Annotated in this window: 19 protein-coding genes; 10 read left to right on the top strand and 9 right to left on the bottom strand. The window is 54.0% G+C overall.

What is annotated here, in order from left to right:
* Nucleotides 1-293: 293 nt before the first annotated feature.
* The 6 genes from Enr10x_RS25735 (at nt 294) to Enr10x_RS25710 (ending at nt 6,551) form a co-directional block, all read left to right on the top strand.
* Entirely contained in the window at nt 294-1,385 is a 1,092-nt protein-coding gene (locus Enr10x_RS25735) for a DUF1559 family PulG-like putative transporter (RefSeq protein ID WP_197996241.1), read from the top strand.
* Between the two features lie 214 nt (nt 1,386-1,599).
* Entirely contained in the window at nt 1,600-2,661 is a 1,062-nt protein-coding gene (locus Enr10x_RS25730; protein WP_145114355.1) for a DUF1559 family PulG-like putative transporter, read from the top strand.
* 51 nt (nt 2,662-2,712) lie between these two features.
* Complete coding sequence (locus Enr10x_RS25725) at nt 2,713-3,768, top strand: DUF1559 family PulG-like putative transporter (protein ID WP_232093137.1); 1,056 nt, start codon at nt 2,713-2,715, stop codon at nt 3,766-3,768.
* Between the two features lie 571 nt (nt 3,769-4,339).
* Nucleotides 4,340-4,972: a ClpP family protease gene (locus tag Enr10x_RS25720; protein WP_145451826.1), complete on the top strand. Its 633-nt coding sequence runs from the start codon at nt 4,340-4,342 to the stop codon at nt 4,970-4,972.
* 73 nt (nt 4,973-5,045) lie between these two features.
* Complete coding sequence (gene clpP / locus Enr10x_RS25715) at nt 5,046-5,657, top strand: ATP-dependent Clp endopeptidase proteolytic subunit ClpP (RefSeq protein WP_145451825.1); 612 nt, start codon at nt 5,046-5,048, stop codon at nt 5,655-5,657.
* An 84-nt stretch (nt 5,658-5,741) separates the two neighbouring features.
* Nucleotides 5,742-6,551: a hypothetical protein gene (locus Enr10x_RS25710; protein WP_145451824.1), complete on the top strand. Its 810-nt coding sequence runs from the start codon at nt 5,742-5,744 to the stop codon at nt 6,549-6,551.
* A 90-nt stretch (nt 6,552-6,641) separates the two neighbouring features.
* On the opposite strand, the gene Enr10x_RS25705 is transcribed toward Enr10x_RS25710, so the two are convergent.
* Nucleotides 6,642-6,959, bottom strand: a complete 318-nt coding sequence (locus Enr10x_RS25705; RefSeq protein WP_145451823.1) for a tetratricopeptide repeat protein — start codon at nt 6,957-6,959, stop codon at nt 6,642-6,644.
* Between the two features lie 286 nt (nt 6,960-7,245).
* Between Enr10x_RS25705 and Enr10x_RS25700 the strand changes: the two genes are divergently transcribed.
* Together Enr10x_RS25700 and Enr10x_RS25695 are read left to right on the top strand one after the other, a co-directional pair.
* A complete protein-coding gene (locus tag Enr10x_RS25700) occupies nt 7,246-9,063 on the top strand; it encodes an ArnT family glycosyltransferase (protein WP_145451822.1) in 1,818 nt (605 codons plus the stop codon).
* A gap of 157 nt (nt 9,064-9,220) precedes the next feature.
* Nucleotides 9,221-10,228: a ParB/RepB/Spo0J family partition protein gene (locus Enr10x_RS25695; protein WP_145451821.1), complete on the top strand. Its 1,008-nt coding sequence runs from the start codon at nt 9,221-9,223 to the stop codon at nt 10,226-10,228.
* Nucleotides 10,229-10,276: 48 nt separating this feature from the next.
* Here Enr10x_RS25695 and Enr10x_RS25690 read toward each other — a convergent pair whose 3' ends face one another.
* The 5 genes from Enr10x_RS25690 to Enr10x_RS25670 all read right to left on the bottom strand — a co-directional run bounded on the left by Enr10x_RS25690 (nt 10,277) and on the right by Enr10x_RS25670 (nt 18,076).
* Nucleotides 10,277-12,463, bottom strand: a complete 2,187-nt coding sequence (locus Enr10x_RS25690) for a tetratricopeptide repeat protein (protein ID WP_145114340.1) — start codon at nt 12,461-12,463, stop codon at nt 10,277-10,279.
* 230 nt (nt 12,464-12,693) lie between these two features.
* Nucleotides 12,694-14,049: a GTPase HflX gene (hflX, locus tag Enr10x_RS25685; protein WP_145451820.1), complete on the bottom strand. Its 1,356-nt coding sequence runs from the start codon at nt 14,047-14,049 to the stop codon at nt 12,694-12,696.
* Nucleotides 14,050-14,272: 223 nt separating this feature from the next.
* Nucleotides 14,273-16,195, bottom strand: a complete 1,923-nt coding sequence (locus tag Enr10x_RS25680; protein ID WP_145451819.1) for a transglutaminase-like domain-containing protein — start codon at nt 16,193-16,195, stop codon at nt 14,273-14,275.
* 251 nt (nt 16,196-16,446) lie between these two features.
* A complete protein-coding gene (locus Enr10x_RS25675) occupies nt 16,447-16,698 on the bottom strand; it encodes a hypothetical protein (RefSeq protein ID WP_197996240.1) in 252 nt (83 codons plus the stop codon).
* Nucleotides 16,699-17,254: 556 nt separating this feature from the next.
* A complete protein-coding gene (locus tag Enr10x_RS25670) occupies nt 17,255-18,076 on the bottom strand; it encodes a sugar phosphate isomerase/epimerase family protein (protein WP_145114334.1) in 822 nt (273 codons plus the stop codon).
* A gap of 378 nt (nt 18,077-18,454) precedes the next feature.
* Here Enr10x_RS25670 and Enr10x_RS25665 point away from each other — a divergent pair, with 378 nt between their 5' ends.
* Together Enr10x_RS25665 and Enr10x_RS25660 are read left to right on the top strand one after the other, a co-directional pair.
* A complete protein-coding gene (locus Enr10x_RS25665; RefSeq protein ID WP_145114332.1) occupies nt 18,455-19,831 on the top strand; it encodes a hypothetical protein in 1,377 nt (458 codons plus the stop codon).
* Between the two features lie 273 nt (nt 19,832-20,104).
* A complete protein-coding gene (locus tag Enr10x_RS25660; protein WP_145114330.1) occupies nt 20,105-20,917 on the top strand; it encodes a methyltransferase domain-containing protein in 813 nt (270 codons plus the stop codon).
* A gap of 49 nt (nt 20,918-20,966) precedes the next feature.
* Here Enr10x_RS25660 and Enr10x_RS25655 read toward each other — a convergent pair whose 3' ends face one another.
* From Enr10x_RS25655 to Enr10x_RS25645, 3 genes are all read right to left on the bottom strand, one after another.
* Nucleotides 20,967-22,025, bottom strand: coding sequence for a BPSS1187 family protein (locus Enr10x_RS25655; RefSeq protein ID WP_145116541.1), 1,059 nt, complete (start codon nt 22,023-22,025; stop codon nt 20,967-20,969).
* Between the two features lie 220 nt (nt 22,026-22,245).
* Nucleotides 22,246-23,772, bottom strand: a complete 1,527-nt coding sequence (locus Enr10x_RS25650; protein WP_145114328.1) for a hypothetical protein — start codon at nt 23,770-23,772, stop codon at nt 22,246-22,248.
* A 444-nt stretch (nt 23,773-24,216) separates the two neighbouring features.
* The gene (locus Enr10x_RS25645) at nt 24,217-24,771 is read right to left on the bottom strand and encodes a PspA/IM30 family protein (protein WP_145114326.1); all 555 of its coding nucleotides are present in this window, start codon (nt 24,769-24,771) and stop codon (nt 24,217-24,219) included.
* Nucleotides 24,772-24,775: the final 4 nt, after the last annotated feature.

The raw sequence follows: 24,775 nt of genomic DNA, 5'->3' as shown, positions 1-24,775 counted from the left end.
ATTGTTTTACCTGATTTTTCGGACGGGACAATTGGGTATAATTGATAAATCTGACATAACTGGGAGGGGGAATGCCATGTTGCCTTAGTGAACAACTCTGGTTGCGGGCCATCAGGTAGAGTTAGAGTCTGGAAAGGAGTGGACGTTTACAACGTCTGTTCCGATCAGGCAGGTTCAGGCGGGAAGAACGCCGGTTTCCTGCCAGAACACGTCGTTTTTAAGTTTGTTTTTGCTACTTGTCAACAAGTAATATATAATCAGTTTGAACCGTATTCTTAGTGAGGAGAATGACAATGCATACTCGTAGAGTAAAACAGAAACTGCAAAAGCGTAAAGGGTTTACGCTGATCGAACTTTTGGTGGTGATCACCATCATCGGTATCCTGGTCTCGCTGACACTGCCGGCGATCCAGAGTGCCCGTGCCGCGGCACGGAAAGTGTCCTGCCTGAATAACATGCGGAACGTGGGCCTGGCTGTGGTCAACTTCTCCTCAGGCGCCAATTCTCAGCTGCCGCTGCTCGTGGACAGTAACATCATTGTCGATCCATCGTCGTCCAATCCCAATCAGTATTGGGACGACCTCTCATGGTGCACCACTATTCTGCCGTTCCTGGATAATGTTGGTTTCCGTCAGCGATGGGATCAATACGCCAGCGCTATAGCTGATCCCACAACCGGAGGAACTGGAAATGCTAACTTTGCTGCTTTTCTCAAATTGAATCAGAATCGTTTTCCCGTCTTCCTCTGCCCCGACGACCAGTTCAATACCGAAGTGGGAGCACTCTCTTACGTTGCGAACGTGGGTTACGTGACTTCCAACTACAATGCGGCTGGTGATACTTCTCATCGCCCCAATTCAGCGGATGGTGGCTTGGACAAAAGCACTTCAACAACTGCTGATGTTCCGGTCAAGTTTGCCAGTGGTGTCTTCTGGCGAAATTCCACGTCGCGGATGTCTCTCGATTTCATTTCGGCTGCCGATGGTCTGACTCAGACTCTGATGCTGTCTGAAAACCTGCAGGCTGGTGATTGGTCCTGTACGAATCAGGCTGAAGCAGGGGTACTGTTTACCGGGGCTCTGGGCTTTGGTGTCGACGTCAATGGACTCCTCACCAGTGGTACCACTCTCCAATTGCCGAGCGGGTTCAATCTGCAGAATACCACCACACCCTCCGATTCGCGTATCGGTTCCAACCTGACTGCCGCCAAACGTCAGGCATGGCGTCCCAGCTCAAACCATCCCAGTGGTGCTGTGAACGTGATCTTCTGCGATGGTAGTGGAAAATCTCTGACACCTCAGATGGATGCCGGCGTCTATGCCCGTCTGCTGACCGCTGCCGGTCTGCGTTATGGACAGGCTGTTGTTGACGGAACATCCTTCTAAGCCTGGGAAGATGACTGCAACCATTATTTGAGTCATTGTTCTCAAATCGGTTCAAACAAGCGGGCACCAGGGACCAGCCGGTCTCTGGTGCTTTTTTCATATCCTGATTGCATACTGTATGGGCGTGGGCTTTCTGTGCGCCTGTTTCTGACGCTGTGAAAACATCGCGCTACACCATTCTCGCCTGGTTTTTCTCATTTCAAAGGGCAACCGCATGCAGACACGAAACGAAAAACAGACACAGCGAAACGGCTTCTCGCTGGTCGAACTGATCGTGGTGATCGTGATCGTCCTACTTCTGATCGCGCTGATGATGCCTGCGCATGAAAGCGCCCGGGCGGCCTCACGAAAAGTGGCCTGTCTGAATAACATGCGGAACGTCGGTCTGGCGGTCGTCAACTTTTCTTCAGGTGCGAATTCGCACCTGCCTCTACTGGTCGATCCAAATATGGAAGTGTCCACAGATGACGCGCCCAACCTGCAAGCGGCTCACGATGACCTCTCCTGGTGCACCACGGTTCTCCCCTTCCTGGATAACGTTGGTTTTCGCCAGCGCTGGGATACGACCGCCAGCCAGGCGGCCAGTGCGACGTTGAACCAGGCTGCGATCACTCAACTGTCGAATCTGAATCAGGTTCGTTTTCCCGTCTTCAGTTGTCCCGACGATCAGTTCAACACCGAACGGGGCGCACTCTCTTACGCCGCGAATGTGGGCTATGTGACCTCCCACTATAATTCCGTGGGCGATAAAGCACATCGTCCCGACAGTGCCGATGGGGGACTGGATGGCGATGCTTCGACAACGGAAGACATTCCGGTCAAGTTCGCCTCCGGCGTTTTCTGGCGACCTTTTGCTTCCCGCATGTCGCTGGACTTCATTTCACAACAAGGCGATGGGCTGACCCAGACACTCATGCTCTCTGAAAATCTGCAGGCGGGGAACTGGTCGTCTACCGATACCGGCAGCCTCGGTTTTGGCATCGACATGCAGGGCGTCTATTCCAGCGGTTCAACTACACTGGCACTGCCAGCAAAATTTGACCTGATCAATGCCACGACTTCGACGAACTCGAGTATCGGATCCAAATCCGGTGCTAAAAAAAGTCGGGCCTGGCGTCCGAGTTCGAACCATCCCGGTGGCGCGGTGAATGTGATCTTCTGTGACGGCAGTGGAAAATGGCTGACGCCTGAAATAGATCCCCGCGTCTACGCTCGTCTGCTGACGCCGGCCGGGGAGAAGTATCATCAACAGAAAGTGAATGAAACGGATTTTTAATTTCGCTGAAACGAATTCGGATGGCCATTTCTCATGCGAAGGAGTATCGATATGAAGCAGCAATTGAAAAGCTGTTCGCGCAGGGGAGCTTCAGTTGTTGAACTGATCGTCGTAATTGTCATTGCCTGTCTCCTGGTAGCAGTGGTTCTGCCGGCCATTCCTCGTAGCAGAAGACCCGCCAGAAAACTGTCCTGTCTGAACAACATGCGGAATATCGGCCTGGCGGTGGTGAATTATTCTTCCGGTGCCGATTCACACCTGCCCCTGCTGGTCGAACCAGGTATGGACAGGTCCCTGGTCACCGTGCCCCATCCGAATATGGGGAACGACGATCTCAACTGGTGCATCACCGTGCTGCCATTTCTGGATTCAGTTGCGTTCAGACAAAAGTGGGATCAGGTGGCCCCCCTGGCTGCGCAGTTTGGTGCGTCGGCTGAACAACTCAAGGCCCAGGCTGATCTCAAAAAGACGGTTTTCCCTGTTTTTAACTGCCCCGACGATCCACACAACAAGGAACCGGGGGCGCTTTCCTATGTGGTCAATGTGGGCTATGTCACGTCGAACTATAATACTGCTGGTGACAAAACACACCGTCCCGACAGTGCGGACGGCGGACTGGACGGGGACATCACCACCACGGAAGATATCCCGGTCAAGTTCGGCTCCGGTGTCTTCTGGAGACCTTATTCGACCCGTATGTCACTCGACATCATCTCGGCAGGTGACGGACTGACCCAGACGCTGATGCTGTCCGAAAACCTCCAGGCCGGGGACTGGTCGGACACTGATACCGGCAGCCTGGGCTTTGGCATCGACATTCAGGGCGTCTACCCCAGCGGCTCAACTTCACTCGCACTACCAGCGAATTTCGATCTGGTCAATGCCACGACGGCGAACGATTCGCGCATCGGCGCCAATCCGAGTGCCGCAAAAAGAAAGGCCTGGCGACCCAGTTCAGATCATCCCCGTGGTGCCGTGAATGTCATCTTCTGCGATGGGAGTGGCAGGTCGTTTTCACCCAATATGGATCCTGGTATCTATGCTCGTTTGTTGACCCCCCAGGGGCTGCACTATGGACAGGATCCGATATTCGAGTCCGATTTCTAGACTGTGTCCAGTTTTACTGTAGCGTCTCCAGGGTCATTTGGACCGAGTATATTCGATTGAGAAACGCTATGGTTAAATGTGGCGCGCTCTAGCAGGTTGAAAAACGAAACGCTCCATTGTCGTCTGGCAGATTCCTGTTCGATTTATACACATTGCACCAGAGATCCGACGGTCTCTGGTGTTTTTTTTCGAAGTGGAATACAATCTGTTGGCTTGTACACTTTTTGCTGGCAGGGCGAGGTCCTAAGCTTGCCATATAAAGGGAGGTGATTTTTGACAGGAGCCGCTGTAAAGGGCGAGTCGCTGTATAACGTCTCTTGACGAAACAAGGGGAAATCGGATAAGGAACAATATAAACTTAGATACTAAAATAGGAGCGACTTTGCGCCCACCCCGGCACCAGACAGGTTGGTGGGATGGTTGCTTCGAGCCAGAGAAAATAACGGGCTGCAACTTGACGGGTTCTCCTGCAGCAGCGATAGTCGTTGGTTCAAACAGATGTGAGTGTTAAAAACAGAATTAACCTCGTCACGATTCACTAAAGCATACTATTACATCTCAGGATACAATCATGTTCGATCCCTTATCAGGGCAGATGCCGACTCAGGCGAATCAACGTGCCAGAAGCTATTCACAGCAGCGCCAGATGGGCATTGGTGACCTTCTGCTGGACAATCGGATCATCTTTCTGGACAGCGTGATTAACGACGCCAGCGCGAATCTGATCGTGATGAAGCTGCTCTACCTGCAGTCGGAAAATCGTCATCAGGACATCCATTTATATATCAATTCCCCCGGCGGTTCCGTCACCTCTACCATGGCCATCTACGACACCATGCAGTTCATCGAGTGTGATGTTGCCACCTACTGCGTTGGTCTGGCTGCCAGTGGCGGGGCGATTCTGATGGCCGGCGGTCAGAAAGGCAAACGGTATATTCTGCCCCATGCCAAAATGATGATTCACCAGCCCTTCGGTGAAGTGGGCGGACAGGTTTCTGACATCGAGATTCAGGCCAAGGACATTCTGGATACCCGGGAAGTGCTGAATAAAATCCTGGCTGATCACACCGGTCAGACGATCGAAAAAATTGCGCATGACACCGCCCGAGACCGCTTCCTGACTTCTGCTGAATCGGTCGAGTATGGACTGGTCGACGAAGTCCTGATTCGTGACAAGGGCGAAAAAGACAAAGAGAACAAGTAGCACACACGTCGGCAGACATGCTGCCAAATGACGATCCACCATCAAATCTATCATCAATTGAAGTGAGTTTTACATGACGGTCCTTACTCCTTATGTGATCGAAAAGAATGGCCGCGATGAACGGGCCATGGATATCTACAGTCGTCTCCTGCAGGATCGTATCGTAATGATGGGGTCTCAGGTCAACGATCAGGTGGCCCAGAGTCTGGTCGCCCAGTTGCTGTTTCTGCAGTTCGACGATCCGGAAGCTGACATCCATTTTTACATCAACTCGCCCGGTGGTTCAGTCACCGCCGGTATGGCCATCTACGACACGATGCAGTACATTTCGTGCGACGTGGCCACCTACTGTATCGGGCAGGCTGCCAGTATGGGGGCGCTGCTCCTGACTGCCGGTGCTCCCGGTAAACGGAATGCTCTGCCCAACAGCCGGATCATGATTCACCAGCCGCTCGCCGGGATGCAGGGAACTGCAACCGACCTGGAAATTCACGCCAAAGAAGTCTTGAAAATGAAGCGGCGTCTGAATGAGATTCTGCTGCACCACACCGGTCAGACCCTGGAGAAAATTGAAGAGGATACTGACCGCGATAACTTCATGGATTCCCAGGAAGCCAAGGAATACGGTCTGATCGACAACGTGCTCGATCACCTGGATCTGCCCGGAGCCAAAGAACAGTCTTAACTCTGATTAACAGGAGACAGAAGAGGGATCTTCTGTATTAGTTGATTTCCAATGAAGCAATACCTTACGACATGGATGTCGTTGATGTTGATTCTCACCCTGGCGGGGTGTGGAGGTCGGGGAAACACTGATCTTCTCGAAGCGCGACTGCGCCAGCAGGAAGACAGTATTTTCGCACTGCAGCGCGATCTGAAAGACTCCCATCAGGCTCTGCAGTCCGCCCGTGAACAGTCTGCCGCCATGCAGCGGCAGCTCGCCAAATCAGCTAATGGAGGCCTGCTGCCCGAACAGTCGAAGACCCTGTTTCGGGTGACTGGAGTCAAAGTCAACAGCCTGCTGACTGGCGGTGTTGACCTCGACAGCAAACCGGGAGACGAACTCTGGACCACCGTCATCACGCCCCATGATGTGGATGGCGAGACTGTCAAGCTGCCCGCTGATCTGGAACTGGAGCTGGTCGATCTGAATCAGCCGGAAGCGCAGCGACGTGTCGGGATCTGGAAATTCGACAGCCAGGAAGTTCGTTCTCACTGGTACTCCGGCTTTGCCGGTTCGGGATTTCGTTTCGAGTTGCCCTGGCAAAGCACGCCAGCCAGCGAGGAACTCACTCTGCTGGTGCGGATGAAATCTCAGGATGGTCGGACCTTCAAAACAACCTCGCCACTCAAGGTCGCCCGCCTGGAAAACAGTTCGCAGATTCAGACCGTTTCTCGGGATGTGCCTGTTTCGCGTAAGCAGCTCACACCAGCAGAACCCGCACGGATTTCGTTTGAAGAACAGCCGGCAATGGTTACCGAAGAAAGCGAGAACCCGTTCCAGGAGATTGATGCTGAGTCGACTCCATCTCCTGCGGAGACTGAGTCCGACTCGCCGTTCCGCGAGATCAAAGAATAGCCGCTGATTACATCTACTGAAACGCAACAAGCTCTCGCCGGTTCACCAGCGAGAGCTTGTTTTGTTTACGTTGTGTTTTGGGAGCGAATGCTATTTCTTCTGTCCCATCGAGTGGGCTTTCGCCAGCGCATCCTCTGCTTCCGCGATGCGTCCACACCGCTGGCAGATGACGGAGAGCTGCAGATAGGAAAAGTTGTCATCCGGTTCCAGCTCGGTGACCTTTTTGGCATGTTCGATGGCCTCGTCGAATTTACCCAGTTTCTGGTAATAGACGGCCGAGGCGGAGTGGGCCAGTACGTAGTTTTCATCTGCGGCCAGTACTTCTTTCAGTTTCTCAACCGCCTGTTCCACTTCCCCACTTTCATAAATTTTGACTGCTTCATCGTACAGACTAGATGGAGTACTCATCCGCTTAATCTCTCTTTTCTTTCAAAATGGTTCGTTGAACAATGAGGGTCGCATGCAGGCCAGTCTGCCTCCGGGGCAGAGATTTCATCGGATCCCTATCTGAATTGTAGGCCCGCGGAACCAAATACCAATGCCGGAATCTGAACAGACTCAGGTCTGAGCTGGTGAATGTCTCCGTTTATGATAATTGACGAGCCTCAGGGTTTCATAGGCAAAGCGGTCCGCTTCCTGTAGAATTTGGGAACTTGGACTGAAATCGATGATCACCATTTCATAAAGGCAGGCAGTGTCTCCTCTCAAACAGGCCACAGATACCACCACGAAATACTCACGCGCGGAACTGATCACTCTGGTGGTGGTCCTCCTGGCAGGCTGCCTGGCGCGCGGTCTGTTTCTTTCCGACGTGGCTGTGGAGCATTTTGACGAAGGCGTGTATGCCTCCAACCTCTGGTTCTCCGCAGAGCAGGGGGCCGAATATCCTGGCCGCTATTATTACGCGCCGCCACTCCTTCCCTTTCTGATAGAATGGTCGATGATCTTTTTCGGAAGTGGGGCCTGGGGCGTCTTTCTCCCCTCACTCCTGTTGGGAAGTCTGACCGTACTGCTGATGTGGTGGGTGGGGCGAAGCTGGTTCGGTCCGACCGCTGGTCTGGTGGCAGCATTGCTGGCGGGGGGAAGCGACCTGCATCTGCTTTACAGTCGCACCGCGCTGACGGATGTTGCGCTGGGATTCTTTCTGCTGCTCAGCGTCTACCTCATATGGCGGAGCTGGCTTTCACTTGACTGGAAATGGCCGCTGCTGGCCGGCTTCGCCATCGGTCTCGCATGGTCGGTCAAATACAACGGCTGGCTGCCTCTGGCCATCGGCTTCTCAGGGATCGTACCCTGGCTCTGGATTCATCGCCGAGACCGATTGCCCGTCACCAGCTTTCTGGCACGGGCTGTTGCCTTCACTGTGGTGGCGGTCCTCGTCTGGTCTCCGGTGCTGGTCGGTTTGCAGAAGTGGGGGGGCTATTCGGTCGTCGCTTCGAATCACAGCCGGTACGTCGTTGGTTTCTCCGGCTGGTTTGCTTCCTGCACGCGACAGCTGCTCAACCTGCGACTCCTGGAAGGGCCTCCCAGTTATCTGAGTCTGGGGCTGGTCTGCCTGGTCTGCTGCCTGTTGGGACTCCGCTGGCGTGAGGTGACTCTGTCAGCAATCAAGTCTGAACGGCTGACTGGAGAAACTGGACGTTCCACGTGGAACACGTTGTTGAGCGGAGCTCTGGCTGCGCTCCCGCTACTGGTGGCCTGGCTGGTGGGAATCACTCCGACGCTCGCGATTCTGGCAGCCGTGGGAATCCTGCTCCAGCTGTTCTTCATCAGGGGATTCCAGACTCAGCAAGATCAAAGGGCAGATTCGAAAGCTGATCCGGAAGCATTGGCTCGATCCCTGGCAGCCTGGTTACTGGCAGCCTGGTTCTGTGGTCTCCTGCTGGCAACTCCACTCTACTATCCCTACCCGCGCCTGACGATTCCCTGGACGATGTCCGCCTGGTTGGGCATCGCGGCTCTGGCGGGCTGGCTGGAACAACAGGGGGGAAGCTCCCTGTATGAGCTCTGCTCGGGATCGTCAGAGGCGCACTTCAAACCGGCGCGTGTGGTTCCCGCCCTGAGTCTGGTAGGAGTGGCCCTCCTGGTGATTCTGGTTAGCAGACCCTGGTCTGTTGCTGGCTGGCAACCACGCAACGGTCTGGCAACGATCTCCCGGCAGATGCGCTCCGATCTGCAGCGGGATCTCTCCAGTACTGACGAAGCGGTGCTCTACATCTATGCCGAGCCTGGTCTGTTCTTCAATCTGAAAGCACAAGGGCACCAGCTGACCGGGCCAGTGGCTGACTTCCAGTTTCTGAATTCGCTTCCCTCTCAGATGCCGGTCTATCTGATTGCGGGACCACACGCGGCCCGGGATCCGGAGTTTGCGAAACAGTTCGATCCGGTGCGAAATCGATTCGATCTGGTGCAGACCTATGGGTACAAACCCAGCCTGCTGGTTCGTCTGAATCAGGCACAGCTGCCCGCAGAAAACGAAACGGAATCGGTCCAGCTCTACCGTGCCCGGTAAACCTGGCAAGGCAGGTGTTCCACGTGGAACACGGTCGGACTCAGCGAGGATCTCGCGCAAAGCCCTCTTGCTTCAAATGGGCATTCGAAATAAAATCCCGCGCCTCGTTTCATCCTCCCGTTTTTGTCAGGCAGTTTAAGTATAAGAGAAGAAGGTCATGGAAGATCACAATCAGGAAGATCAAAATCAGAATCCAGCCGATCCCGCGGCTGAGCAAACAGAAAATCCGGGTGCTCCCCGTCGTCGATTAGGCCGCGGTTTGAATGCCCTCCTGGGGCGTGGCGGCGACCCGGATGCGGAACTCAATCAGGATGGTTCTCCCTCTGAGTCACAGGAGAGTCCGGCCCCCGCAGAATCTTCAGACCAGATCGATATCGATCTGATCGATCGCAATCCCTATCAGCCGCGGCAGGACTTCGCAGCGGACTCACTCAAGGAACTGGAAGGCAGTATCCGGCAGCATGGGATCCTGCAGCCGCTGCTCGTGCGTCCGTTTGATGGAGCCTACCAGTTGATCGCCGGTGAGCGACGGTTGAAAGCAGCCCGCGAAGCCGGACTGAAGACGGTTCCCTGCCGGGTGATGCAGCTGGAAGAACGCGAAGTCTGTGAAGTCGCGATCGAGGAAAACCTCAAGCGAAAAGATCTGAACGTGCTCGAGAAAGCGCAGGCGTTCAAAAATTACCTGAGCCAGTTCGACAGCACGATCGAGCAGCTCGCCCAGCGACTGAGCCTGGATCGTTCCACCGTCAACAACATGATCCGCCTGCTCGATCTGGCAGAGCCCGTCAAGCAGGCCCTCCAGGCAGAGAAGATCTCAGCCGGTCATGCCCGGACGTTGCTCAGCCTGGATAACGAGAAACAGGTCGCGCTCTGCGAACAGATTCAGTCGGAGTCGCTCTCCGTCCGGAAGACGGAAGCGGAGGTTCGCAAGATCCTCAAGGGAGAAGCGGATACGGTTCCCTTTGATAATTCCAATGCCAAACAGCCGAGTGCGGCACCGCAGATGACAAACCATCTGGTCGATCTGCAGCAGCAGCTGCGGGAAATTCTGGGAGCCCAGGTGGAGATCAAACTCAAAACCGAACACTCCGGTCAGATTGTGATCCCCTTTGATTCCAACGATACCTTCGAGCGGATTACCGGCGTTCTGCGCAAATCGGCTTGAGGGGCGTCTTCCAGAATCGCCATTGAATTCCAGCAGACCCGTGAGGCATCACTTGCCTTGCGGGTTTGCTTTTTGCTGAAGGTTCATCTGGATCTGACGGAACGTGGGATTCTGTGGCTGGAGTTGAATCAACTGTTTGACGGAGTCCAGCGCCTGTTCCCACTTCTGTTGTTTCTCGTAGAGCAGCGTCAGCATCAACCGGAAGTCAGCCGACTGGGGTTCCAGCTCGCAGGCCTTTTCGAGGGCTCCGGCTGCTTCGTCTTCCCGACCGAGCAGATAGTAGAGCAGACCGAGCCGGTACTGGAGCAGGGCATTCTCCGGCAGCAGACGGGCATCGCGGGCCAGCAGTTTGACCTCTTCCGATCTCAGCTCCTGTGCCTCCTGCGTGCGTCCCTGCTGTTCCAGCAACTGGGCCAGATTCGAGCGGGCTCCCGCCACAGCCGGTGCCAGCTTGATGGCCCGCTGGAATTCTTCCTCTGCCTTTTTGAGGTCACCCTCATTCGCATACAGGATTCCCAGGCTCATGTGCGAACCGGATTGATCGCCGTCGGTCAGCAGGTTTTTCCGGTACTCTTTCAGAGCCCGATCGAGTGCCTGCCGGTTGGACGCTGTGTCGGGCATGATGGGCAGCGCTGACAGAATCCGGGCGACCTCCGTTCTCACTCCACGGGAGTCATCTGTCAAACCTTCCGCCAGCAGTTTGCCCACGCGACTGGCTTCCGCTTCCGTGCGCGGGTTCCAGCCTTCGAAACCGCGGAGTGCCGCCATCCGCACCAGTTCTTCTTTGGACTTCAAGCCCCGTTCAACTACCTTGCGGCTCTCAGGAGTATCGTAGCGCGAAGCGAGCAGGGAGACGGCGGTCGCACGCACAATCGGTCCGACTTCCTTTTCCCGGGTCAGCTTGATCAGTGCCCGTTCCGCGTCCGGGTTGCCTGCCTGACCTGCGGCCAGGATTTCACCATAATGCGGGTCGTCTCGCCGCTTGGGACCGTACCACTCGTCGACTTTCTTCGCGGCCCACTCCGGCGTTTCATCCGGTTTGGTGTGGCACTGGTTGCAGGCATTGGGGGTTCCCAGTTTGACCGTCAGGTCGGGGCGGGGAATGCGCAGACTGTGGTCCCGGCGGGGGTCGACTCCCATGTAGGTTTTAGTGGGCATGTGGCACTCCACGCAGGCCGCTCCCTTGCTGCCCACCTTGTGGTGGTGATGTCCGGGGACGTCGTACTTGGCTTCCAGGTGACACTGGGTGCAGAGCTTGTTCCCTTTGAATTTCAAACGCAGTGAATGCGGGTTGTGGCAGTCGGTGCAGCGGACTCCCTTGCGATACATCTTGCTCTGGGTGAACGAACCGAAGACGTAAACTTCCTCGTCAATCTGACCATCCGGATGATAGAGGTGATCTTCCAGCAGCGAGAGAGCGTAGTGATCGTGGAACCGGTCCAGAGGCGTATGGCCCGGGGAGACGTGCCGCCGATGCGAGTGGCAGGGGGCGCAGCTCTCCAGTTGCGCGGTGGCATCCTTTCCTTTCAGTTTGGCCAGACCATAGCCATAGCGCCGGTCCCAGAAAATGGAATGCGAGTTGGCCAGTTTCACGTGGATCGAACCGGGGCCATGACAGGCTTCACAACTGACGCGCATTTCGGAGAAGGAGTAATGATGGGTGTCGGTGGCGATGTCATAATTCTTGGCCCAGTTCGTCGTGTGACATTCCGCGCACATGTGGTTCCAGTTCTGGGCGGAGCCGGTCCAGTGCAGGGGGTCTTCCGGGCCAAAAGGTTCATCCGGGCTGGCGTAGTACCACCGCTTCATTTCCGTGTCCCAGGTCACCGGCAGAACCTGGACCTTTCCACGATCGAGCTCTGCCAGGTACTGTTGCAGCGGATGCACGCCGATCACATACTTGACTTCGAAGCGGGCCAGCTTTCCGTCCGGTCCCTGCGTGGTGACATAATACTTGTCGCCCTCGTGGGACATTTTGGAGGTGATCCCGAAGTGCTCAAGCTCGGTGTTATCGAAGTCACCCAGAACGAACTCCGGAGTTGCGGGGTTCATCGCCAGATCGTGATCGGAGCTCTTCCATTCTTCCGCCTGTTTCTGATGGCACTCGAAGCAGGTCTGTCTGCCGACGTAGGTGGCCTGTTCTCCTTCAGGCAGAGCGGTCCACCAGTCGATGGCCAGGCCGATCGAGGTGAGACACAGAAAAATGGTGATGCCGTAGATCCATCGTTTTTTCATCGCGCTTGAGTTTCGTCAGTTTCTCTCAGGATGTCCGTCGCAGGGGAAGATCAAATTCAGAACGGTCGTCAGTAAGCGTGCACTTCAGGAGAGTGAGATAACCGGATGTTTGCTGGCACGCCCAACAGTATTGATGATACCCTGCCCGCTGGACCGAATGCAATGACAGTCAGCTGTCAGGCGGAGGATTGCCGGGGCATCCCTGTGTGGGGAGAAACCGCGGTGTGATGTCAAACCTCGTGAATGGATTCTTCGGGCAGTAACTGATCCGGGGACATGGTTTGCCCGTCATCATGGATCCTGATCTCGGTGTCGTCGTCGCTGCGCAGCATGGGCAGGAAACGCCGCGCGATACGAGCCTGGTATGTGACGCGGGTGTCATCGTGCGAATATTCGCGCGACAGGATCAGCGAATGTTCCTCCAGCTGCGAAAGCAGTTTTCCATTCCCGACGGGCGTCTCGATTTCCACAATCACATAACCGGAGGCCAGGCGATCGATGACGCCTTGCGCCAGCCGATCCAGCCCTTCACCTGAGACGGCACTCACGGTGATGGCATTGTCGTATTTCAGCCGCAGGACATCGAGTTTGGAGCGGTCTTCTACTTTGTCACTTTTATTGAACACCAGGATTGCGTGCTTGTGTTCGATGCCGATCTCATCGAGAACCTCGTTCACGGTTTTGATGTGATGTTCGACTTCCGGATTGCTGCAGTCAACCACGTGTAACAGCAGGTCTGCCTGACGGGCTTCTTCCAGTGTCGACTTGAAAGAGGCCACCAGGTGGTGGGGCAGATCGCGGACGAAACCGACGGTATCACTGAGCAGAATTTCTCCCCAGTGCGGGAGCTCCCAGCGGCGGGTACGGGTATCGAGGGTGGCGAACAGCTGGTCTGCGATATAAACGTCAGCCCCGGTGAGGGCATTCATCAGGGTACTTTTGCCCGCGTTGGTATAACCGACCAGCGAGACGGTCAGCTGTTGAAAACGGTTGGAGACGGTGCGCTCCCGGCGACGTTCCACTTCCGAGAGTTTCCGCTTCAATTCAGCCACGCGTTTGTCCAACAGTCGACGGTCCGTTTCCAGCTGCTTTTCACCAGGACCACGGCCAGCACCGACGCCCCCTTCGATACGCTCCAGGTGGGTCCACAACCGCTTCAGTCGGGGACGGAAATAGAGCAGCTGTGCCAGTTCAACCTGCAGCTTCGCCTCATACGTTTTGGCGTGCGTGGCGAAAATATCGAGGATCAGTTCACTCCGATCCACAATGATCGTACCGGTTTCTTCTTCGATATTTCTTCCCTGGGAGGGGGACAGATTGTTGTCGAATATGATCAACTCAGCATCAACGTGTTTCACCATTGATTTGAGCTCGGCCAGTTTTCCTTTCCCCAGACAGGTTGCCGGGTGAGGGTTTTCGCGGCTTTGTACCAGCGTACCTACGACTTTGACACCTGCCGTCTCAACCAGACCTTTTAATTCATCCAGGGCCTGATTCTTATCGATGTGGTTTGAGGGAGAGATAACCGAGACCAGAATGGCTCGTTTTGCTTTGACTTGTAGTTCTTCTCGTTTTGGATCCGCCAAGGAGTTTTAACCTTCTTTATTGATTAAGGATGGAGCATACATGCGGGGTCGGAAACTTCCGGGGCCGGAAACGTCCGGGGCCAGAGGCCTCCCGCCTCCTACTCTCTATTTTAACAGGTTGCCCCTGAGAGAATAGGCTATTTGTGTCTGACTGACACCATTTCTGCATTCCATGTTCAGAATGTCGTTGACTTTTCCTGGCAGTACTTTAGTTGAGGGAAGGCTAGGTGAATGTGTCCGCATGTTCATTTGTGGTTTTCATGAGGACCACATCCAGGGCATCTGCGCGCGTGCACTGTTCCCAGTATTTTTTGAATTCCAGATACTGGTCTTCCCGAATGATGCCTCCCAGGTGATCCACTTCGCGGCAACAGATGAGCTGGGAATCATCCTCTGAAATGGAGACGTGGTACCGGCCCCATTCACATTCATACTGCTGTGCATAGGGGAGACCGTATCCCTGGAATCCCGCTGGGAGTTCAATTTTGTGATAGTCCGTGAACCGGACAGGCCAGGGGGCCTGCAGGGCAGAATTGCGTTTCTGCACGTTGACCAGCGCGACCGTATGCATCGCGCCGATCCAGGGGACGCGGAACAGAATGATGTCTTCAATTTTGCGCGACCATTGATCGAGTGTCATCTGGCACGAATAACTCACAGGCTGGGAGAGGTCACTCAGATTGAGAAACTGTGGCGCTTCGATCTGGGCGCCCGTCAGAGAAGAAGCCAGTTCTTTTTCCAGGGTCAGACTCTGATATGCTTCATTCCGGTTGATGTATCGCAGGCGGAATTCCATGGCGGTGTCACCGGTTGTCGAGACATTCGTGGCGAACCGGTAACTGCAGTCTGCGGACAATGTCCCCTGGCACTTTCGATTGATGTGATTCGACTCTGCTCCCCCGCTGGGGATTCGAGTCAGTTCACCCGCAGCTGACTTCAACAAGAGTGCCTGCATCCCCTGGTCGTTATAGGGGATGTCTTTGAACGTCATTGGTCCTGCTGCAGGATCGAGCCAGAGGCGCTCACCATTTTCGAACGTGACACAGACAATCGCATGATCGAAGCGGGCACCGGGGAGGAAGGAGACGGTCCCGTTGATCCGCGTCAGCAGCACGGCGATTTCCGCTTCGATTCCCTGGTGCCGGAGCAGGGAAACCAGCAGCGCAGATTTGTCCTTGCAGTCGCCCCGCATGTCTTCCAGCATCGAGCCGACTTCTCTGGTTTTTTCCAGGTTCAGTTCACTGGGGTGTCTGCCATAGCGAACATCCTCAGACGCGTATTTATAAAGCGTGTAAATTTTCTCTTCAGTCGATTCAGATTCACGGGGCAGGTCCTCTGACAGTTTTTGAATCTGTGTCGGGATGCTGGCTGGTGGCTCCAGGTCCTGGCGGTAGTACTGCGTGATTGGTTCCCAGTCAGAGAGTGTGGTGAAGTCGACCCAGGGCAGGACGTCGCGCGGATGAGGAGTCCCATCGTCTGTTTCATAACCTGGTAACTGGTGCAGGTCCCATTGATAGATCTGGTAGGATCCCTGCTTCCAGGTACGCGGTTCCTGTTCTGTCAGATGCAACTGATACTGTAGGCGGAACGGTGCGGAAACCGCGACCGTGCAGCGTAGTCTCTGACAGGGCAGGGAATAGCGCAGGTATTCCTGGCCCCACATGCAGGCTGTGATCCGATCGGGTGTGAAGAAGTCCTGCTGCTCTTCCAGTTCTACTGTCACGCCGGGCCGCAATGGATAGTATTGAATCGCAATCTGTCCGTAGGGCTGAATGACTTTGCGGGCTTTTCGCTGACTGCCATCGGGCAGGTAAACTTTGGCCGTCTGTATTTTATGCAGGGCGGTCTGCCGGTCGTAGAACCGAAAGACTTCATCCCATTGTGCCAGCGCTTCATTCGCGTACAGACTGGAAATATGATGCGCTCTGCGGGTGATCGTGCCGTCGCGATGCAGCACGGCTACCAGGTCCGAGAGGAGAATGACCTCGCCCCAGTGCTGCAGTTCTGCGTCAATCGATTCGGTGGGGCGAACTTCATTGATCGAAATGCGTGGCGAGAAGGGCAGCACTTTTCGGGGTAACTTGAACCGGGTGCGCCACAGCTTGCGTCCGGGTTTGACAGTCGTCGCTGCTCGGGAATGATTCAATGCCGGGGTGCTTTCGATCTGCAGAGAAGGACCGTTTGCTCAACAGATCTATTGTAGCGTTAACTGCAGATGGGAGAACAGCATAAAATATCGATGTGATCAAAAAGCCATGTGCTGTTTTGCGGTAGCAGGTAGAGGTGAGACGGTGTGCTGAATGAAATCTGGCAGGTCTGAAAATAGAAGAAGCGATCGAAAAAACCGATCGCTTCTTACTCGTTATGGCTTGTTGTTTCCAGCAGCTAAAATCAGAATTACTTCTTCTTTTTAGCGGCCTTTTTCTTCTTGGGAGCAGCTTTTTTCTTCACTGCTTTTTTCTTTGCAGCTGCCTTTTTCTTTGGGGCGGCTTTCTTCTTTTTAGCAGCAGCTTTTTTCTTTGGTGCAGCTTTCTTCTTAGCAGCTTTTTTCTTCACTGCTTTTTTCTTTGGAGCTGCTTTCTTCTTTGGTGCAGCTTTCTTTTTCACTGCTTTCTTAGGTGCTGCTTTCTTTGCCTTTTTCTTTGCCACCGCAAATCCTCCTTTGAGAGTTAAACGAGGGCTGCCTTGCCGCTGGCTCCGGGCTATAAGTCGGCAAAGGTCTGCCACAACGAATAAGAATAGAATCTGTCAACCTTGACAAACTCCGATGCTCATCCCCTTTGTTGGTGAATGAAATTGCAATCAAAACAGTTTCTTAATTGACACTCATTACACACTAAGGACTTACATCTATTTATTGGGCATCATCGTAAATATTTCGTAAAATTCTGCAAGCCAATTCTGATATGAAAAGCCTTTTTCCAGCTTGTTGTAAACTGCGTTGAGCTTAGCGTTTAAAAACGAATCGAGTAAAAATGGAAATAGAACAGGGCTTGTTATACAGGGATGGTAAAAAAGAAGAGATCGATTTCGCTCTATTATTATAGGCTGAAAACGATCTCTTCTGTTTTTTACTTCTCGGTTGACACGTTCAAACTGCGCTGTTGCATGACGGTCGCTATCAGTCAAAACAATGCGAAAAAAGGCTCCGAAATATTTTCATGTTTTCAAAAAAAAATTTGCCCGATCGCTTGTTTTGAGGTCCTCAGACACTTTCCCAGACCTCTTTCATGTAACGAAAACTTTCGCGCGCGATGTGTTCGCTGCCCGGTTCGTAGTCAAAGACTTCGACTGAGATCCATCCTTGGTACTCTGTTTCTTTCAGCGCTTTGAAGATGGGATGGTAGTCTGTCTCTCCCATTCCTGGTCCGAGGAGGTTGGTATCATTCACATGGAAGTGACCCGTGCGGGAGGCGAACTTGTGGATGAGTTCCGGAATCGATTCTGTTTCTGCACCCGCCATCGCTTTGACATCCTGATGCAGGACGAAGTTGTCGGCTCCGACCATGTCGATCAGTTCCACTGCCTCAGCGCACGTGTTGACGAAATCGGTTTCTTTGGTGGTGAGCGGTTCCATGCAAATCCGCACTCCGCGCTCTCCAATGTCCGGCAGACAGTTGCTGAAAACTTCTGCGGCATTCTGGTACGCCTGTTCTCGTGACATGCCTTCTTCAACATTTCGCTGAAAAGGCGAACCGAAGACCATCAGGTCTCCTCCCAGATCGGCACACAGGTTCCCCAGTTCGACCAGGTATTCCGCTGTCTTTTTACGGACGGCGGAATCGGAAGTTGTCAGGTGCAGCCCTTCGGTTTTTGCCAGAAGCCAGTGCAGGCCAATGATTTGGAGTCCGCGATCCTCTGCCGTTTTCTTGAGGAACGCCCGCTGATCTTGAGTAATTTCTGACGGATGGTCTGCAAAGGCAAAAGGTGCCAGCTCAATGCCCTTGTAACCGATCTCAGCGATCAGGTCACACTGTTTTTCCCAGTCCCAGTCGACAAACATTTCCTGACAGATGGCAAACTTCATGTAAATCTCTCACTTTTACGGTTGAACTAAAGATGGAAGGACCTGTTCGGTCTGTTGAGGATAACAGGCTGAACCGCATTCATCGAGTCTCTGAAGACTCTCTTCGATCACTTTTAAAGATTGTCAGGGTAAGATTTAACACTTTTTTTGTGCCTGGTTTGGGTCTCCCAAACCCAGTGAAGGGATGTAACGTAGTTGAACGGGTATCGATTGTAGTGATCGAGCGGTTTATTGTGTCTCAGGGGAAGGGGATGTGTAGTAAGTCATGGAGAAATGGGGGTCTCAGTTAAGCGGAGCTGATTCAGGTGACGAAGTAGATTCTAACTGTTTCCAGATTTCAATTTTAATTGCTGAAATTACAAATAGAGGAATAGACCAATGAAACACGCAACCTGGATTCCCCTTCTGGCGGCCGCATTGATTATGGCCTGCTTTGGGGAGCAAGCCCAGGCAGGTTACCTGGGAGCAGGCAGATATAAATGTTGTCCTACAGAAGCATGTACTTCTTGTGGTGATTACTGTGCTGCCAAAGAGTGCTCAAGTACCTGCTACAAAACCGTTGTTGAAACCGTATGGGAAAAGCAGAACTACACCTGTCAGAAGACAGTCTACGATACGGTGTGTGAAAAAGTTCCCGTGCAATACACCAAGAATGTTTACAAGACCTGCTACCGTGATGAATGCTACACGGTCTGCAAGCCGGTCTACAACACCTGTTACCGGGATGTCTGCTACAAAGTCTGCCGTCCCGTTTACAAAACCTGCTACAAAACTGTGTGCTGCAAACGCCGCCGACCCGTTTACAACACCTGCTATCGGGATGTTTGCTACACAGTCTGCAAGCCGGTTTACAACACCTGTTACCGGGATGTCTGCTACACCGTCAGACGTCCGATCTGCGAGACTCACTACCGTGAAGTCTGCTGCACGATCTACAAGACCAATTACAAGACCTGCTACCGCGATGTGTGCCGCACTGTTTGCAAACCTGTCCACACCTGGAAGAATGTTGAAGTCTGCTGTGGTGAATGGAAGACGGTTACCGAACACTGCCCCGGTCCGGTTGTAGAGAAATGTGTCTGTGAACCAGGAACCTGGGAATACGATTGCAGCTCCTGCTGCCCGATCTACAAGCCTGGTTGCTGCAAAACAGTCAAAGTACAGTGCCCCGGCACAACCGTTTGCCGACGTATCTGGTGCCCCAAGACGGTCACCCGGAAAGTCTGCTGCACCACTTACCAGCGCGAATGTGTGACTGAGCGGGTTCCTTACACCGTATGTGAGCGAGTTCCCTGCTGCGTGACCCGGAAGGTGCCTTACACCTGCGTGCGTTACGAGTGTGAAACACGAACCAAGAAGGTTCCTTACACCACCTGTAAGATGGTACGTGAATGCCGGACACGCAAAGTGCCTTACACCACCTGCTGCTGGAAGGAAGAATGCGTTCAGAAACAGGTTCCTTACACCACTTGTACCATGGTTGAAGAGTGCCGGACCCGCAAGGTTCCTTACACGACTTGCAGCTATGAGCAAAAAACCTGTACCCGCAAAGTTCCTTACACAACCTGCCAGCAGGTCTGCTGCACACGGTATGTCACACGCACCAAGTGTGTTCCCCGTACCGTATGTGTGACCAAGACACGTTGTGTCCCACGTCAAGTCTGTCGCAAAGTGCCTGTCTGCTGCCCGCAGCCAACCTGTACGGCTCCGGCACCGAAGACCTGCACGGCACCTGCTCCGACTTGTTCCAACTAGTCAAAGAGACGCCAGAAGAGTTTTCAGCAATTGAAACTTGAAACTGCGAGAGGGCGGTTGATCTCAGATCAGCCGCCCTTTTTTTGTTGATCTCACGCACGGATCATTTTCTGAAATTCGATTTGAAATCAGGGACAACTACGGGAGGAATTGATATTCTTAAGTAGTCTGTGATGAGAATCTGCGTTATCTCATCTGACCTGCCTGTCGGAGGCATGGGGGTCACATGCCCGTTTTAAGAATCAAGTCCAGGGGTTAACCCGGGAGTGAGATATGGGAGACGCAAAACATTACGCTATTCGTGGCGGTTTGCCCGGGCGGGAGCGTTTACGGGTCCTGGGGCGTGTCATGTCTGACAGTACCGCCTCATTGCTGAATCAACTGGAACTCGTTGATGGTCAGTCCTGTCTGGACGTGGGCTGTGGTGGCGGAGATGTCACACGCGAACTGGCTCGCCGCGTCGCTTCCGGGGGCCGGGCGGTGGGGGTTGATCTCGATGCCACCAAGCTGGACCTTGCCCGAGAGGAAGCACAGGAACTGGGGCTCTTAAATGTGGAGTATCGCCAGCTGGATGTCCGGGAAGCAACCGGCGTTCCGGAATTCGATCTGGTCTATTCCCGCTTTGTATTGACCCATCTCCGGGATCCGGAAGTGGCTCTCGGTTCGTTTCTCAAGCAGTTAAAGCCCGGTGGAATTCTGGCTGTGGAGGACATCGACTTCAGTGGTTCGTTTGCCTGGCCGGAACCGCCGGCGTTTCGCAGGTTTTATGAACTGTATTGCACCGTCGTTCTGAACCGGGGCGGTGATCCGCATATCGGACAGCGCTTGCCTGTGCTCGTGAAAAATGCTGGACTGGAATCGATTCACGTTTCAGTCGTGCAACCCACGGGCCTGACCGGTGAGGTCAAACTGCTCAATGGTCTGACGATGGAAAATATTGCCGACGCGGTTCTGGCAGACGGACTGGCTTCCACTGAAGAAATCGATCAGATTGTCGATGGACTCAATGCGTTTGCCGCTGACGAGCAAACGGTGACCGGCTTACCCCGCATCGTCCAGGTCTGGGGACGTTTACCTCTGGGTTGAAGTACAGATTCAACTCATCCCCAGAGCGATGCGGTTGACGTGCCAGGTCTCAACTGTCGCGCTGGTTCTTCTCACAGCCCGGATCCAGGGGTACCGGTTTCCCTACCTTGTCTACCGGTTCGGTAAACAGGTAACGCCAGACCGCTTCATGGATGTACTGTCCTTTGGCATTCTTGCCGGCACTGCCGCCGGGAACGACGGAAGAATGGGCGCGGCGGGTATTGTTCTTGACGTCGAAGTCGGTGATCAGTCGCCGGGTATTGCCGTAGGGAGGCTTGGCCTGATCCACGTTTACAATCGGTCCATATTCATTCAGGCCGATCAGTTCCCAGGAACGACAGTAATGGTCGCCGGTCCAACCGCCGTCCAGGACGTGGGAAAAACCGAAGTAACGGTTCGTCGGAGTGGCTGAAGGGAGTGCCTGCCAGTTCTGCAATTGATCGCGGGGACCACAGAACATCACCACGCGGCTGACTTTCTGATGCTTGGCGAAGCGGGCTGCGGTGGTCGAACCGTGAGAGCTGCCGGACATGATCACGTCTTCCCAGCGCAGATCCTTGCCGTCGGGAGTGAGGTAATAATCCCATTCGCCCTGGGGATTATTTTTTGCCAGCCATTTCACGAACTGCAGCGCCCGTTCTTTCATGCCGTCCGGTTTAGGGATGGATACCTGGTCGCTATAGTCCTCGCCGGTGGCGGCTTCCAGTCTGACATTTCCCCGACAGGTTTCTCCCACCGGATTTTCCCGGCAGACCTTGGAGAACCAGCGGTTGGCATAATGCACCTGGATCGCGTGAAACCCGTAGTTGGAGAGCCGGTCAAACAGCTGGCTGTTATATCCCATCAGCCAGATGACCAGCTTACCCCGTGGTTTCTTTCGGGTGTCAACGACCGCATGTTCGAGGTCCTGTACTTTGCCTTTCGCTTCAAATACATAATCAATCTCGGGATGTTCTTTGGCGCGCGGATCGATTTCACTGGCGCGCGCGGTGAGTTTGTACTCCTGCGGTTTACGGTCACGATACCGGATTTGACGCTTCTGCGCCAGGGCAGGGCAGAGTGAGACTTGAGTTAACAGAACAAACACGAGCAGCGATTTGCAGTTCATCATGATGACACCAGACTGTATTCGAAGCGAATTTTGTTTTGAGGAAATAACCAGCTTTGATTATATCGATCTGCTGAGTCTGATTCCCGCCTGGTCCGGTTTGATCTGCCAGGAATGGAAAAATATTTCTGATTGTTTTCGATACGGCGCGTAAAAACAGACCGCCGTTTCAACAGGAACTGCGGTCTGTTCTCGTGTATTCAAGTTCGTGCTGTGCGATTTAGAATAATCCGCCGAACGTATCCAGGAGCATTGAGCTGAACGTGGAAGGATCATCGTAGTGCCACATCGTACGCACCAGATCATACATCATCACACCACACAGGCACATCAGCACCGTGGAGAAGCCCAGGGCGACAAAGGTCCCGACGCCCCATTCCGGTTCGGGAGCCGCCATCGCAGCCCCGCGTCCGCCGGCAAACGAGGCCGGAGCGACAAATTCGGCGTGGCTTTCGCCACTCTGGAAAGAGTCATCGAAATCGTCATCGTCTGCATCGTAGATGTCGTCGAAGTCATCTTCGTCTTCGTCGAAGACATCCGACATGCCGTCATCGCTGGCGAACTCGTCGTCTTCATCGAAGATTCCAGATTCCCCTTCTTCGTCGGAATCCAGAATGACGGACCCGGATGAGCCACCTGCTTCATCCAGCATCAGCACGCTGGTGTCGGCACTGGAATCATCGGCAGAGAGATCGAAACTGCTGTCTTCATCATCATCCAGTGCAGGAATTTCCATCGTGGCATCTTTGCCTTCGCTGGCAGCCATCATCGGAGAAGTCTTATCCACGTCATCGACGTCGAATGGCTCCAGTGAGATTCCGCTGTCAGCGGTAATAGAGATGTCACTGCCTGTATCGTCTTCCAGTGAGATGCCGCTCTCTTCGTCTGCCAGAGAGAGGCCACTGTCTTCATCGACCAGAGAGATGCCACTTTCGTCTGCTGCTTCGAGTGAAATGCCGCTGTCCAGCGGGCCAGCCAGCGAAATCCCACTGTCGGAGGCCAGAGAGATCCCACTGTCCTCTGCCAGAATGGAGGATTCATCGCCTTCGTCTGAAACCAGGGCGACATCACTGTCACTGACCAGTTCCAGGTCATCATCGCCTACCAGGGCGACGTCGCTCTCACTGCCCATCGGGCTGGATTCGTCGGCGACCAGCTTCACATCGCTGTCGCTGCCCAGATCCAGATCCAGCATATCTTCGTCCTCTGCGTCGGCATCGACGAGTTTCACATCGCTGTCACTGCTCATATCAATGCCGGAATCATCCGTCAGGCGGACATCGCTGTCGGAGTCTTCACCGACGGCAACCAGCTCCGGTTCGCTGTCGAGTTGCAGGTCGTCGCCATCATCGACTACCAGGCGGACGTCGCTGTCGGAACTGCTCAGTTCCACCGGCTCGTCTTCGTCATCGTGGACACTGCCCCGAATGACAGTCGCCTGCTCGCCGACTTCATCTTCGTCGATCACGCTGTCCGATTCCGCAGAGACTTCTTCATCGTCCAGGATTCCGGAATCAAACAGATCGTCGTCTTCCAGATCTGCATCTTCTGTATACAGCGGAATGGCGGGATCAGAATCTGCCTGGCGGGTTCGCCCGAGTTCCTCGACGTCTTCCAGTCGAAACTTCCATGCACCCCGGTCGGCAAAGCCTCTAATATCGCCGGCTTCCCGCAGGCGGTTTAATTCTTCAGTTTCCATGCCCAGCTGTGTTGCTGCTTCTTCGAGGTTCAGATACTTTTTGGCCATGGTGGCGCGACTCCGACATCAATGATGTAAATTGAGAAATGAAGTTGTGTTATTCGTCATCGGACAATTGTCTCGGGAATTTCAGTCCGATTAAATCTGAAAAACGGTAGACGAATGCCTTGGCGAAGAAGGTGCGGGTTCTGTCTGTCATGCTGACGACGCCGGTCGCTCCTGCCCTCCGGTTGAGACCGGTAGCCGGCAGGGAAACCTTCAGAACCCCTTTATTTATCTATTTTTATTCTAAGTGAGAACCGGTCTGTTGCAAGTACCTTCTTGCTGATTGGCGATTTCTTCAGGAACAATTCTCCGTTCGAAGCATCTGTCCACTTTCGGGGCGGTTCAGTTTCCCTAAATCAAATCAATTAAACTGGTTATGCCGGATTTGAGCGAACCGGTGTGTGTGCTGCTGAATCCGGGGCTGACAGGACGGGAATGCCCGGTCGATTATTGCCCCAGTTCCCGCTTGAGTTCCGCCAATTCGGAGTCGATCAGTTCGGAGCGGGAGGGAGTGATGTCGGACTCTGCTTCCGCGGCTTCACTGTTTTCCGGGGAGGAGGTTTCGGTGAGGCCCGCCTGCTGCGTCAGCTCGATCTGTTTTCGCCGGGCTTCCGCCAGTCTGGCTTCGAGGGCGTGCAGGGTGGTTGTCAAATGTTCGCGGGTCGCGACTGCTGCCCGGTGCTGCTGTTCCAGTCCCGCTTTGAGGTCTTCAATTTCCTGTTTGCGGACCAGTGAATTGCGGGCTTCCGCTTCGTCACCCAGTGCCAGGGCATTCTTGGCAGCCTCTTTCCACTGAAAGATCTGCTGCTGATGTTCCTCGAGTTCCTGCTGAATGGCCCGTTCATTGGTGGTTGCGGTTTTGACACTCCGGTTCGCACCCGCGAGTCCCTCTTTCATTTCGGCAATAATCTGCTCGATTTCCTGGACGGGATCTTCTGCCTGTTCCAGCAGATGAGTCAGATTACAGGTCACAATGTCAGTGAGCCGGCTGAAATAGCTCATTCCC

The sequence above is a fragment of the Gimesia panareensis genome (assembly GCF_007748155.1).
In the GTDB taxonomy this organism is placed as follows: domain Bacteria; phylum Planctomycetota; class Planctomycetia; order Planctomycetales; family Planctomycetaceae; genus Gimesia; species Gimesia panareensis.
The sequence above is the reverse complement of the archived record's forward strand: the minus strand, read 5'-3'. Positions and strand labels throughout refer to the sequence as shown.

Excerpts from the sequence above, each read along its gene's own strand:
- Enr10x_RS25735 (WP_197996241.1), top strand. The coding sequence starts at position 294 with ATGCATACTCGTAGAGTAAAACAGAAACTGCAAAAGCGTAAAGGGTTT.
- Enr10x_RS25730 (WP_145114355.1), top strand. The coding sequence starts at position 1,600 with ATGCAGACACGAAACGAAAAACAGACACAGCGAAACGGCTTCTCGCTG.
- Enr10x_RS25725 (WP_232093137.1), top strand. The coding sequence starts at position 2,713 with ATGAAGCAGCAATTGAAAAGCTGTTCGCGCAGGGGAGCTTCAGTTGTT.
- Enr10x_RS25720 (WP_145451826.1), top strand. The coding sequence starts at position 4,340 with ATGTTCGATCCCTTATCAGGGCAGATGCCGACTCAGGCGAATCAACGT.
- clpP (WP_145451825.1), top strand. The coding sequence starts at position 5,046 with ATGACGGTCCTTACTCCTTATGTGATCGAAAAGAATGGCCGCGATGAA.
- Enr10x_RS25710 (WP_145451824.1), top strand. The coding sequence starts at position 5,742 with ATGTTGATTCTCACCCTGGCGGGGTGTGGAGGTCGGGGAAACACTGAT.
- Enr10x_RS25705 (WP_145451823.1), bottom strand. The coding sequence starts at position 6,959 with ATGAGTACTCCATCTAGTCTGTACGATGAAGCAGTCAAAATTTATGAA.
- Enr10x_RS25695 (WP_145451821.1), top strand. The coding sequence starts at position 9,221 with ATGGAAGATCACAATCAGGAAGATCAAAATCAGAATCCAGCCGATCCC.
- Enr10x_RS25690 (WP_145114340.1), bottom strand. The coding sequence starts at position 12,463 with ATGAAAAAACGATGGATCTACGGCATCACCATTTTTCTGTGTCTCACC.
- Enr10x_RS25670 (WP_145114334.1), bottom strand. The coding sequence starts at position 18,076 with ATGAAGTTTGCCATCTGTCAGGAAATGTTTGTCGACTGGGACTGGGAA.
- Enr10x_RS25665 (WP_145114332.1), top strand. The coding sequence starts at position 18,455 with ATGAAACACGCAACCTGGATTCCCCTTCTGGCGGCCGCATTGATTATG.
- Enr10x_RS25660 (WP_145114330.1), top strand. The coding sequence starts at position 20,105 with ATGGGAGACGCAAAACATTACGCTATTCGTGGCGGTTTGCCCGGGCGG.
- Enr10x_RS25655 (WP_145116541.1), bottom strand. The coding sequence starts at position 22,025 with ATGAACTGCAAATCGCTGCTCGTGTTTGTTCTGTTAACTCAAGTCTCA.
- Enr10x_RS25650 (WP_145114328.1), bottom strand. The coding sequence starts at position 23,772 with ATGGCCAAAAAGTATCTGAACCTCGAAGAAGCAGCAACACAGCTGGGC.
- Enr10x_RS25645 (WP_145114326.1), bottom strand. The coding sequence starts at position 24,771 with ATGAGCTATTTCAGCCGGCTCACTGACATTGTGACCTGTAATCTGACT.